Below are 13,609 nucleotides of genomic sequence, written 5' to 3'. Positions count from 1 at the left end.
ATTTGTACCGAACAGATTACGACGATCATTACAATAAATAACATCGATATATGAATGTGCAGTGGAAATAACAATTTCTCTTTTATTTTTTTTATTCGAGATATCATAACGCACCATTTATTTTTATTATCTAGAATAAACGTAGTGCACAAACGGTAAAAAATCGATATCTATGTATGCTTAAGGTGTTAATTAAAATAAAAAACCGAGAGTAGCTATACTCTCGGTTTAGTTTTACTTAATTAAAAACTTGTGAATTATTGAACCGCAGGTTTCGATTCCTCAATAAGATCTTCTTTGCTTAGTGATTTTTCATATTGGCTGTATTTCCACCATGCGTAACCAAGGAAGATCACAATGCCGCCGACGTTGTAGAAGATAATCGTCATAATATCTGCACCTGTTGGGAAGGTTGAAGCAAAGAAACCTACCGTGAAAATACCAATTAGAATAGAAACAATCGTGATACCGGTAAGGCGAGAGCCCATTCTAAAATCACGCTCTAGGTGATCCAGTTTTAAACGTAGATTCAAGTATGCAATCATGATGAACAGTGGTGGAAGCATAGAAGCCGCCGCTGTCATGTTAATGATAGTACTCATTAAATCTTGTACCGTATCAGACGCTAATGTAGGAATAAACATCAGTGGAATAACGATTAAGAACTGAATCCATGCCGCACGCTCAGGAACACCTTGTTTGTTTAGTGCAACCGTCTTCTCACCGAAGATGCCCTTTGGAATTTCAGAGAAGAAGATTTTAACTGGTGTGGCTGTCCACATTAGAAGAGAGCCAAGCATTGCCGTAAATGAAACCACACCAACAAAACGGTTCATTAAGATTTCAGATAAACCATAGTGTCTTGCTAAACCTTCAAATACTTGTACTGAGCCTCCCGTAAATTTCAATACTTCACGAGGGACAAATACGTTCGCTAAGATAGAGCCCACAGAGTAAAGCGCACCAATAAAGATACCCGCAATGATGATAACCTTCACGAAAGACTTGTGACCGCCTTTAATGTCGTTTACATAAACCGCTACCGATTCTGCACCCCCTGCCGCCATGAAGATCCATGTGATTACACCAAGGAACGCCCAGTTAAATGATGGGGTCATTGCTTCGATTGTGATTGGGTCTGCTGGCTCAATACCACCAATTAACGCGCCGCCTGATAACAGAATGTAAGACAGAGTAAGCAGAAGCATTAATGAAGAGGTTAGCGAGGTAATTGGACCTAGTAATTTCGCACCATTGTTTGATACATGAGTCGCTACCGCAAACAGTAGGGTACTTAATACCGCGGTCGTTAATGGCGTAAAAATGTATTCAAACCCTAAGAATGCATAAGAGGCATAAGCGATGATTCTTGGTAGCAAAGAGGTAAAGAAGAATAGATTAACGAACCAGTAAGTATACGCGGTGATGAATGCCCAACGACCACCTAATGAGCTTTTTACCCAAGCATAAACGCCAGCCTCAGAGCTTTTATTAAGCGATACAAATTCAGCAACAATTAAACAGAATGGAACAAAGTAGAACAGGGTAGCCAAGAAGAACATAGGTGCAGAAGATAGCCCGATTTCAATATTATTATTGATGATATTATTGAAGCTATAAACTGCAGCAAAAGTCATAGACAGTAAGGCGAACTTGCCTATCGTGCCTCGAGTTGATGTAGACATAAGGTACTCCGATGAATCACATATTGTAGGGTAGGAGGGGTTTGGTCGGTTAAGATCCAACCCCTCTCATAGTTTTTTATTTCAGGTATTACTTATTTATTCAGGAAGTAGCCATCTTCGATAGTGACTTTTAGAACCACTTTACGAACACGACTATCGCCATGGAATTTGTAGGCTTTGCTGTTATCAAATACCGCCACTTGACCTTCACACAGTTGGTGTATTTGACCATTACCGTTTAGGTGCTCACGATCGGTTTCATCTGAATACGCTTGCACATTTTCTAGTTCAGATTTACTCGCAACCTCAACGGTTTCACGACCTTCTAAATAGTAATGAATATCAAAGTAACGACGGTTACCAACAAAGTTTTCGGTATTCTTAGCCACGCCATCTTCAATCATGTACACCAGAGAATCACCAATTGAATACATGATCCCATCTCTTAGGTTGCCAATGTTTTCAATCGCTTCAACACAACGGTTCCATTTACGGCCGTCGCGATATACCACTTTAAATTGTTCTAGGTTGTCTAAAATGATCATTACTTTTCTCCGCCTTCAATTGTTGTTTTTGAAGTGAATGCTGTGTTTGAGATGAATGTGTGATTAGCCAATGCTTTTGGTGAACAGCCACCTTGTTGAAATGGAACCAAAGTCAGTGCGTATTGGAATTTATCCATGTAAACACGGTATGAATCCAACACCTCAGAGCCCCAAGAGTTTGAGCCTAAGCCCATCAGTTTATGGTCAAGATTTAGGGTGATGTAACCACTCTTCTCAAGCTCAATCGTGTGCTGTGCTTCATGGATATTTTGGTTGGTGTAGAACCAAGCACTGAAGTTAATCTCTTGCTCAGGCTTAACAAACAGGCCAGAACCATGACGATTAGCTAACGATGCCCAACGAACGTGCTGACGATTACCGTTATTTTGTGGGAACGGGTAGTTCTCAAACATATTCGCTACAGTTGTTTGGTATACATCAATCATGTTTGCTTGTTGGCTGTCTTGGTAGTTTTCTTCAGGACCACGACCGTAGTATTGCACTTGGTCAAACTCATTGTTGATACCAAGATCCAAACCAATCACAGGGATAACATAAGGGTAATCACCATAACGCTCACCTGAGAGTTGGATGTTTAACTGACCTTCTTTGTTGATTTCATACACGTAAGTACAACGCATACCAAAATCAAACACAGGTGGCGCAATAATGCTGGTTACCGTGAAAGTGGCTTTACCGTTTGAGGCATCAAGGTCGATAGAGCGGAAGTGCTCTTGCATGATTTGAAGATGCGCAGGCTCCCACAGACCTTCATGCTCTTGCTTATGGTTATCCACCATTGGTTTGAAGAAGTTCAGTTTAGGTGCGCTGGCAATTAACTCATCACCGTTTACAACCCATGAGGTTAATTTACCGTTCACTTTTGAGAAAGTAAGCGCAAAGTTCAACCCTTTCACAACATAATCTAAACGAGATGCTGTGATATCAAGAGCAATCGCATTGCTGTTAGAGAACACTGGAAGCTGCTCTGTGTTTTCTTTTAACTGAACTTGATAAACCGCAATATCGTGATTCGCTTCGCTATACAGAGTGCGAGAATCTTTACGCACTGTAAAATTAACGAATGTTTCGCGTCCATCCAACTCTGGTAGTGTGATTTCAATATCACGACTTGAGTTTTCAGCTAAGCCTTCCACTTTGAATGTGGTGCTTTGCAGTGTTTCGCCTTCTGCACGGATTTCAGCGGTAATGGTGTAGTCATCAAGATTTGAGAACCACAGCTTGTTATCTACTGTGAAAATACCGTTTGCTGCATCTTTAGCGCGAATTTTAACTGGTGCGATAACTTGCTTGTATTCTTTTAAGCCAGGACCCGGAGTTTGGTCTGAGTAAACTAAGCCATCCATACAGAAGTTGTAGTTGTTTGGATAATCGCCGTAATCGCCACCGTACTTTAAGAATTCAGTGCCGTTTTCGTCTTTCGCTAGGATGCCGTGATCACACCATTCCCAAACATAATGCCCTTGAATTGAGTCATGTTTGTAGAACACGTTTTGGTATTCAGTTAACCCGCCAGGACCATTACCCATTGCGTGTGCGTATTCACAAATGATGCGTGGTTTATTATGCGGATGCTCACCAAAGGCATTCATTAGTTGAGCACGAGAGTACATAGTACTGATGATATCAACCACTTCAGCATCACGATCTTCTTCATAATGAACCAGACGCGTGTCATCAATTGCTTTTGCTGCATCATACATAGATTTGATGTTACAGCCGTAGCCTGATTCGTTACCTAGCGACCACATGATGATAGATGCGTGGTTTTTCTGAGCGTGAATATGACGCTCAATACGCTCTACAAATACATGCTCCCATGCAGGATCATTGGTGATGCGACTTAAATCTCCAACGTTAGCAAAGCCGTGTGTTTCTACATCGGTTTCGCCCATCACAAATAGGCCGTAAATATCACACAGTTCATAGAAACGAGGATCGTTAGGGTAGTGAGCAGTACGTACAGAGTTAATGTTGTGTTGCTTCATCAAAACGATGTCTTTCTCTACACGGTCCATCCCTACAGCACGACCTTTTAGGTGATCGTTATCGTGACGGTTCACACCATGAAGCATGACGTATTTGTTGTTGATGTAGAACAAGCCATCGCGCACTTTAATGTCACGGAAGCCAACTCGGTTTGGAATGATCTCTAGTGTTTTACCGTTCTCATCTTTTAGAGTCAGGATTAATTGGTATAGGTAAGGGTTTTCTGCTGTCCAATGCGTTGGGTTTTCCATATCAATCTTGATATCAACACTATGGTTCGAATCAAAAGAAAGCGAATTTACAGAACCTTCAGAAACAGCCGTCTTACCATCAAATAGTGCATACTCAAGTGAATAGTTAGAGATTGAGCTGTTTGTTAGGTTTTCTAATTCAGCCTTACAAGACAATGTAGCACTTTGATAGTTTTCATCAAAATCAGTGCGAATTGTTATATCTTGAACGTGTACTTGCTCTTTACCAACGAGGTAAACATCACGGAAGATACCGCCAGTCCACCACATATCTTGATCTTCTATGTAAGTAGAATCAGCCCATTGCATAACACGAACAGAAAGCAGGTTTTCACCTTGTTGTGCAAATTCAGAGATATCAAATTCAGCAGTTAAACGGCTGCCTTTACTAAAACCAACGTAGCTACCGTTTACGTACACTTCAAAGTATGTTTCTACGCCATCAAATTTGATAATAGTTTGTTTGTCGTTCCACGTTTCACCTAGTGTGAAGGTGCGTTGATAAGCGCCAGTAGGGTTGTCACTTGGTACAAAAGGAACATCAATAGGGAAAGGAAAGCCTTCATCTGTGTATTGAAGATCGCCATGACCTTCCATTTGCCACATGTTAGGAACAGTAATGTTGCCCCAATCGCTCATGTGCTCAGAGTAGAACTCATCAGGCACAAGTAAAGGATTAGTAAAGAAATTGAATGTCCATTGACCACTTAATAACTGATAGTGACTGCTTAATTCACGTTGGAATGTCTTTGCAGACTGAACTGAATCGTATGAGAAAAAGTAAGCACGTGGTGCCATTCTGTTTTCATTAAGGCGGAAGAAGTTTTCCCAATTGTTCACGTGTAGCCTCCCGGTCGATGCCGATAGTTCTTATAAATAGGTAATTAATAGCTCTCTGGTAAAAGATATTAACTAAAGTTTTAGTAAAATAAATCGGTAAATTGTTTTACTTTTAACTTGGTCACATATTGAACTGAGCTTTGTGAGCTTGGTAACGTTAATAAGAGTTGTAGAAACAATTCATTAACCTTAATTGATTAATAAATAGATAAAATAATCGTGAAGTGATGGTGTATTGTGCAGAAATAGAAAAGAGTAGAGTAAATCGTTAAAATTTAGGTGCAAAAAAAGCAGCGTGATAAACGCTGCTTTTATTAAAATAAAAAAGAGTTTTTAGTTATTTTTTAGTGGTATCACGCAAGCGTAATTTACTTGGAATATACACTCGAACAGGGATCGCACGTTCATCACGACGGCGTTCAAGCAATAAGTTAACACCTTGGCTTCCCATCAGTTCTGAATGAATACGAACGGTAGAGAGAGAAGGGAAGGTAAACTTGGCGGTTGGTATGTCATTAACACTGATTAAAGCAATGTCTTCAGGAATGCGTAAGCCTTTTTCATGGATAGCACGCAATACACCAATAGCAATAGAGTCTGAAGCAATAAACAGCGCATTTGCATGGTCGGTTTCTAGCATTGCTTTAGCAAGCTTATAACCCGATGAGCTGGAGAAATCACCACGATAGAGATCCGATTCGGATACAACGCCTTTTAGCTGGCCATATTCTGCGAACACTTCTTCACGAATGTCAGAACAATCAACATCATCCTGCCCACCAATAAAGCCAATGCGTTGATAGCCTTGGTTCATGAAATAGTTAATCACTTCTTTACTGATACGAGCAAGATCAATATCGACAGAATCAAAGTTTTGCTCATGATCGGTATAATCAATATAAACAATGTTTTTACTGATTTTTTGAATGGCTTTTAGTTGTTCTTTTGTTTGACGACCAACCAGTAAAATACCATCTACCTTTGGGTTCTTAATGTCTAAGCTGCTTTCATAACTGTTGGTTAATGTGATATCAAATTTATCACATTGAGTTTCAATACCATGACGAATCGCAAGGTAGTAAGGATCATTCACTTCAGTTTCTTGTTTGTAATTATATAAAGCAAGGAAGTGCAGTTGTTCTTTTGCTACTTGAGGTAAAGCACTGGCCAGTTTACGGGTCGAGCTGGTTTTGTACTCAAGTTTTTCTGCGATCTCGAAAATACGTCGCTTGGTTTCTTCTTTTACACTTAGCGTTGGGTCTTCGTTTAATACACGAGATACGGTTGCCAATGAAACTTCAGCTTCGCTGGCTATTTCCTTTAACGTTGCCATTCATCCTCCTGCCAAAACGTCTTATTATTTGTTCTGTCGTTATAGTACTGAATTAACACTTACTACGATACTCAATTTATAATTAATTTAGTAAAACTTTTAGTATTTAGAAACAATCGTCGTATTTTATCGAAAATCTTTTGGTTTGCTGGCTTAATGGTTTTTATTTCGATGAAATACAACCAACAGAAGAGCGACGAACTAAAATTGGAATAAATAATTTATGCTCTGTTTGCTCTTCTGTATCGCGACTGGCTAACTTGAGAGATAAGTTGACCGCTTGGTTTGCCATGATTTGGATAGGATAACGGATAGTCGTTAATCGAGGATAAATATAACGAGCAATATGACCATCATCAAAACCAATGACTGACATGTCTTCAGGGATACGAATTCCGTTTTCTTGCAATAATGCCATACATCCTGCAGCCATATAATCGTTATAAGTAGCGATAGCTGTAATGGGGGTGTTCTTAGCAATCAAATTGATTACGGCTTGTTCTCCGCCTTCTTCATCGGGTTCGCCATATTCAATATATTCTTCTTTTACTTTAATACCATTATCTTCTAATGCTTGTAAGTACCCGGCTTTACGATCATAAGCATCATCAATCTCATGACTTGAGCAGATATAACCGATGTGTTGGTGCCCTTGGCGGATCAAGTGCTCTGTTGCAAGGTAAGAGCCCTTGTAATTATCAAGTGCAATGCAGCGAGAGGAAATTTCAGGAATAAAGCGATTAATAAGAACCATTCCTGGAACTTCATCCGCTAATTTAATCAGAACGTCATTACTTAACCCTTTACTGTGCACCACTAATGATTCACAACGGCTATTAATTAGTAAATCAATGGCGTTTTTTTCTTTGGTTGCATCATGATACCCATTACCAATAAGAACCTGTTTTCCTTGTTCGTTAGCAACCGTATCAATGGCTTTTACCATAGAGCCAAAGAAAGGAGCAGAAACGTCATTTACTAACACGCCAATGGTATTTGATGTTTTACTTACTAAAGCACGAGCGTTTGAATTGGGGCGATAACCTAAGGTTTCCATGGCTTTTTTGACTGCAACAATCGCTTTCTCACTGGTGTGTGGGGCATTGTTGATGACTCGTGATGTCGTCGCAATCGATACGCCTGCTTCTTTTGCTACGTCTTTAATGGTCGCCATAGATATCTCTTATTCTTATTTGTGCTGTAGGGTGTATTGGTTTGTTATGAAGTAACTTGTTTAATATAAAGGATTTTATCTTTAAATAAAGCAATGTAATTAACATCGCGATAAGAAAAACAAAAATATCCTCAGAACGGCGATTCTGAGGATTTGATTTGAGAGTAGTGAGTTTACTACGTTTTAGGTTTAAAACTTAATTGATAACGGTAAGATTTATCGGTCAACTGATATTCCTTATGAACACTTGGGCTCCATGAGTCATCGCCGCCAACGCCCATGTGCTTATGATCGATTCGTAAATAGACCGTATCTTCTTCATGCAAATCATTAGTGTGTTTGGCTTTTGTGAGTTGATCTAAGCTGTATCGACTGACATTGAATTGATAGTCACCCATGATTTCAATATCACCTGCTTGCAACCACTTAGTATCGCAGCGTAACCCACTGTCTGTCGGGAAGATATACGGAGTATGCATCGTTTCTAGTGCTTGAGTGTAGTGACCAAAACGGGCTGCGGCTAAGCGATCAGGGTAGTTCTCAAATGGCCCTAATCCTTTCCATGAAATGTTTGTATTATCATGTTTTAGTGGCAACTCAAGTTCTAGCCCAATACGTGGCATTGGTGGTAAGTGATCTGCCAATGTTACTGAGATATCAAGCGACATTTCACCATCATCACAGAAGGTATAATTCCAAACAGAGAGTGCTTGAATTTGATTGTTGTGTTGGTATGCAAACGTTGAACTCACCAGAACAGAATCAGATGTGGCATTGGCATGACACTTTATACACTCTTGCTTCCAGTGACCTATACCGGCTTCTTCCCAGCGACATACCCACGCATTTGGGTCGACAAAATCGACTTCACTCACACCAATGTCATTATCTAATGGTGCACGGAAAAAGTTATCTTTTGGTGATGCTAAAAACTGAGGCTCACCGTTGACTTGCCAATCAGTTAGAAGGCCCGTCGCACGGTTCAATTGCCATTGATGCACTTCGTTATGACTGGTAATAAATATGTGGTTGTCATCTTCTGTTAATAAAGGAGCAATAAGAGCATTGGTAGCAGGAAGCGTTAACCCATTTGGATTGGTTAATACAAACTGCTCAGTTGTCATCACATGACCTGTGGATGCCCATGGCGTATCGCTGAGTAACGTCACATCGATGGATAAGTGGTACTGCGCTTGTGGTTTTGTGGTGAATGCAAGGTCTAGATTAACGGTTTCGTTATCGTTAGCCTCGATACTTAATACGTGATCACCTGTTAATACAGCAACGCCATTTTCTAATAAACGCCATTGCAATACTTCATTATCAGCCGCACGGAAAAGGTGCTCATTATGAATGCGTAAAGTGCATTGATTTGATGTTTGATTTATCAATTCAATGTTGATCATTCGTTGGCTGTATTTTGCTTCTTCTAGCGTAGGGTGTGGTGTTCTGTCTGGGAACATCAATCCATTAATACAGAATTGACGATCATTAATGACATCACCAAAATCACCACCATAAGCCCAGAAGTGTTGTCCATTTTCATCGTGTTGAGTGATCCCTTGATCAACCCAATCCCAAATGAAACCACCTTGAAGGCGAGGGTATTCGCGGAAGGCTTTCCAATAGTCATCAAAACTACCTAGGCTATTTCCCATCGCATGTGCGTATTCACATAAGATTAATGGGCGTTGTTCATTAGGTAATGAAACCCATTTTTTTATAGGCCATTTCGGAACAGCTTCATCTTCAATGGTGGTATCTACACGGGCGTACATTGGGCAAATGATGTCAGTAGCTGTGCTATTTGCACCACCGCCTTCGTATTGCACAGGACGAGAGGGATCAAACTGTTTTGACCAAGCGTACATCGCATTGTGAGTACTGCCATGGCCAGATTCATTACCCAGCGACCATAAAATAATAGAGGCGTGGTTTTTATCTCGCATCACCATTTGTGTATAACGACTCATGTAGGCGTGGGTCCACTGAGGATCGGTTGATAAGCGGTTCATTGGGATCATGCCATGCGTTTCAATATTGGCTTCATCACACACATACAAACCGTATTGGTCACATAGTTCATACCATCGAGGGTGGTTAGGGTAGTGCGCAGTACGTACGGCATTAAAGTTGTATTGTTTCATCAAACAGATATCGCGGATCATGTCTTCTTCTGTCATGACATGTCCAAGCTCTGGATGGTGTTCATGACGGTTCACGCCACGGATCAACAAAGGCTGGCCATTTAGCTTTAGCTGACTATCGCTAATTTCGACTTTACGAAAACCAACGTGATAGGCTTCACTTTCAATATGTTGTCCATTTTCATCTAATAATGAAATAACAAGACGGTATAGATTAGGGGTTTCTGAGGTCCACTTCTTTGGATCACGAACGGACAGTGTTTGGAAAATAACATTATCGTACGAGCCACGCTCATCAATGCGTCGGTTATGTGGCGAAGCGACGATAGGATCAGTAATGGCACCGTTTTCATCAAAAAGCTGAGTTTGAATTTGTGATGTCACTGGAGCATTAATGGTCGTGACAATCGATAAGCTACCATCACGATAACAGGCATCTAAATCAGGGGTAACAAATACGTCTTCAATGCACTGTTTTGGTTTTGATAATAAAGTGACATCGCGGAATATTCCACTTAACCACCACATGTCCTGATCTTCTAAATAGCTGCCGTCACTCCAACGGATCACCATTACCGATAAGGTATTGCTACCAACATGAAGGTGCTCTGTTAGGTCAAACTCTGTTGGCAAGCGGCTGTCTTGGCTGTAACCAATCCACACACCGTTACACCACAAATGAAAAGCGGAATTGACACCATCAAAAATAATACGTTGTGTTTCAGTTAGGTTTTCTTCTGTTAATGACAGCGTTGTACGGTAGCAACCTGTTGGGTTTTCTTTTGGAACATAAGGAGGATTGACATCAAATGGGTATTTTACATTGGCATAAATTGGCTTGTCATAGCCTTGAAGCTGCCAATTTGAAGGAACAGTGATGTTATCCCAGTTTGCATCATCAAAGTCAGGGTGAGTAAATTCGCCATTGACAGCTTCTGGTGCCGAAAATAAGTGGAATTTCCATTGTCCGTTTAGCGAAGTGCGTTGAGAACGCTGATTGTCTTGTGCGTCAGCAATAGAACGAAAGCTGGCTAATGGACTGTGTGCTTTTAAGCAATGAATATTAACTGACTGTGGGTTTTCCCAATCGCGTCGTTGCAAAATGGCTGAAAATTCCATCGTGATATTCCTACGTACTGATTTAATGAGAGTGCGAAATGAGCAACAAAAGGGGGAAATCGTTACCCTTCGCACTAGTATGAAGGCAGTGTAAATAATTTCTGGAAACGTTTACATGACGGGGTCGTCATTTTTAATTTATCTTCCTTTTTATCCTATCAATCGTGATCTTTATCACATTGGATGCTTGTTTTATCTGTTTTTTATAAGATTTACTGGTTTTTAAAGTGAAATCCTATTTTCTGTAAACGTTTCCATAAGTTTGCGGTGATTCACAGAAAGATTCATTTTTTTCTTTATTATAGAGAGCAATTAAAGCTGCTTACGGTTTATCTCATGACGCAAAAAGAAATCATTGTATTAACGGGTACAAATAGCCAAGTGATTATTAACGCTGGTGAATGTGCAGAGATCCTACATTGGGGGAAGCCTGTAAGTGGTGATATCACTTCTTTCTGTTCTTCACTTTTGCGTCCAGTTCCTTACGGTCGTTTGGATAATGATGTCGCAATGACGCTGGCGCCAGAGTTAGGCCGAGGCGTATTCAGCAGTCCATGCCTTGAAGGGCATCGCAATGGTGCGGATTGGGCTCCTGTATTTGTAATCACAGGGGTTGAGTCAAATACACACAGCGTAACTCTGACAAGTGAAGATGCACTTGCTGGATTACGAATGATAACGGAGCTGAGTTTAGATAAACAAGATGTAATGAAAACGCGTCACTCTCTTATTAATATAAAATCAACACCTTACCAAATTAATCGATTAGCAAATACTTTACCGTTGCCTGCTCGAGCTGCTGAATTAATGACGTATTACGGTCGTTGGGTTCATGAGTTTCAAACGGTTCGTCAGCCATTACAACAAGGTGGGTACCAACAAGAAAACCGTCGTGGACGTACCTCTCATGAACATTATCCGGCATTAGTTGCAGGCACTCGTCACTTTGATGAAATGCAAGGCGATGTGTATGGATTTCATTTTGCATGGAGTGGTAATCACCGTTTGCGTGTTGATGTAAAAGCCGATGGCCGTCGTTATATGCAGGCCGAAGTGATATATCTTCCGGGTGAAATTAGCTTGCAACAAGGTGAGGAATTAACAACACCGTGGTTGTATGCAAGTTACAGTGACCAAGGATTGAATGGCATGAGTCATCAATTTCACTCCCATGTCAGAGAATCAATTCTTGATAAGCAGATAATAAATACAGCTCGACCAATTCACCTTAATACGTGGGAAGGGATTTATTTTGAGCATGATCCTGACTACATTATGGAAATGGCAACGCAATCGGCTCAAATGGGCGTCGAGCGTTTCATTATTGATGATGGTTGGTTCAAAGGTCGAAACGGTGATAAAGCCGCGTTGGGAGATTGGTTTTTAGATACACATAAATACCCAAATGGCTTAACGCCAATTATTGATCATGTACGCGAATTAGGAATGGAGTTTGGTCTTTGGTTTGAACCTGAAATGATCAATAAAGATTCTGATTTATATCGCCAACACCCTGATTGGTTGCTGGCAGTTGAAGGTTATGAGCAGCCAACAGGACGTAACCAATACGTTATTGATCTGCAAAATGATGATGCGTTTAACTATCTTTATGAACGATTAGATCATTTCTTAACTCAATATGCCATTGATTATATTAAATGGGACATGAACCGTGAGGTGGTGCAACCAGCTCATAATGGTCATGCTGCAGGGCATCAACAAGTAGTGCGTTACTACCAATTGGTCGATAAGATCCGTATGGCACATCCAAAGGTTGATATTGAATCATGTGCGGCAGGTGGTGGGCGCATAGATTTTGAAGTGTTAAAGCGTACGCATCGTTTTTGGCCATCGGATAATAATGACGCGTTAGAGCGACAACGTATTCAGCGAGGCATGAGTTATTTCTTCCCTCCTGAAGTGATGGGCAGCCACATTGGTTCAAGCCATTGTCACAGTACTCGTCGTCGCCATAGCATTGAGTTTAGAGGGTTAACGGCAATATTCGGACACATGGGTATTGAGCTTGATCCGGTTAAAGAGCTGCAAGAGGAAAAACAAGGGTTTGAGCGCTATATTAAGTTGCATAAAACCTTACGTCCGTTATTGCATACAGGTCGAACTTGGCGAGTTCCCTCTGATGATGAGGCACATCAAATTCATGCTGTTGTGGCAAATGATCAATCTGAAGCCATCGTTTTGTTGGCACAATTAGCAATGCCAACCAATTCGTTAAGTGGACATTTACGTATTCCCGGCTTAGATCGTAGCGCGATATATCAGGTGAGTATTTTAGATAAACCCGCCAATTATAATGAGATTGTAAATTATCAGCCTTTTTGGACAGAATCCGATTGCCAGTTATCAGGTGAATGGTGCGAAGATGTGGGACTTACTATGCCCATTCTAGATGCTGAAAGTGCTATGGTAATCAAATTAAAAAAACTGTAAACGCTAACAATAAAGCGTCATACGCTAGGTAAGCCTTTGTTTATTTGTAATTTA

Annotated in this window: 7 protein-coding genes; 1 reads left to right on the top strand and 6 read right to left on the bottom strand. The window is 40.6% G+C overall.

The genetic code is table 11. The annotated features are described in order from the left end of the window. Window positions 1–257 precede the first annotated feature (257 nt). From PVK71_RS09860 to PVK71_RS09835, 6 genes are all read right to left on the bottom strand, one after another. On the bottom strand, window positions 258–1,685 hold the full coding sequence (locus tag PVK71_RS09860) for an amino acid permease (protein WP_274418217.1): 1,428 nt from the start codon (window positions 1,683–1,685) through the stop codon (window positions 258–260). 92 nt (window positions 1,686–1,777) lie between these two features. After that, a complete protein-coding gene (locus PVK71_RS09855; RefSeq protein ID WP_274418218.1) occupies window positions 1,778–2,230 on the bottom strand; it encodes a beta-galactosidase subunit beta in 453 nt (150 codons plus the stop codon). Then, window positions 2,230–5,331 carry a beta-galactosidase subunit alpha gene (gene ebgA, locus PVK71_RS09850; RefSeq protein ID WP_274418219.1) on the bottom strand — a complete coding sequence of 1,034 codons (3,102 nt, stop codon included), beginning with the start codon at window positions 5,329–5,331 and terminating at the stop codon, window positions 2,230–2,232. The genes PVK71_RS09855 and ebgA overlap by 1 nt, the downstream gene beginning before the upstream one ends. Window positions 5,332–5,668: 337 nt before the next feature. Continuing rightward, window positions 5,669–6,664, bottom strand: a complete 996-nt coding sequence (ebgR, locus tag PVK71_RS09845) for a transcriptional regulator EbgR (RefSeq protein WP_274418220.1) — start codon at window positions 6,662–6,664, stop codon at window positions 5,669–5,671. Window positions 6,665–6,827: 163 nt separating this feature from the next. Continuing rightward, complete coding sequence (locus PVK71_RS09840) at window positions 6,828–7,838, bottom strand: substrate-binding domain-containing protein (RefSeq protein ID WP_274418221.1); 1,011 nt, start codon at window positions 7,836–7,838, stop codon at window positions 6,828–6,830. A 176-nt stretch (window positions 7,839–8,014) separates the two neighbouring features. Continuing rightward, entirely contained in the window at window positions 8,015–11,104 is a 3,090-nt protein-coding gene (locus PVK71_RS09835; RefSeq protein ID WP_274418222.1) for a beta-galactosidase, read from the bottom strand. Window positions 11,105–11,440: 336 nt separating this feature from the next. Between PVK71_RS09835 and PVK71_RS09830 the strand changes: the two genes are divergently transcribed. Continuing rightward, on the top strand, window positions 11,441–13,555 hold the full coding sequence (locus tag PVK71_RS09830) for an alpha-galactosidase (protein WP_274418223.1): 2,115 nt from the start codon (window positions 11,441–11,443) through the stop codon (window positions 13,553–13,555). Window positions 13,556–13,609: the final 54 nt, after the last annotated feature.

Source organism: Aliivibrio sp. S4MY1 (assembly GCF_028765545.1).
Lineage (GTDB): Bacteria > Pseudomonadota > Gammaproteobacteria > Enterobacterales > Vibrionaceae > Aliivibrio.
Note: the sequence above shows the minus strand (reverse complement) of the source record. Positions and strands in the feature narration are given on the sequence as shown.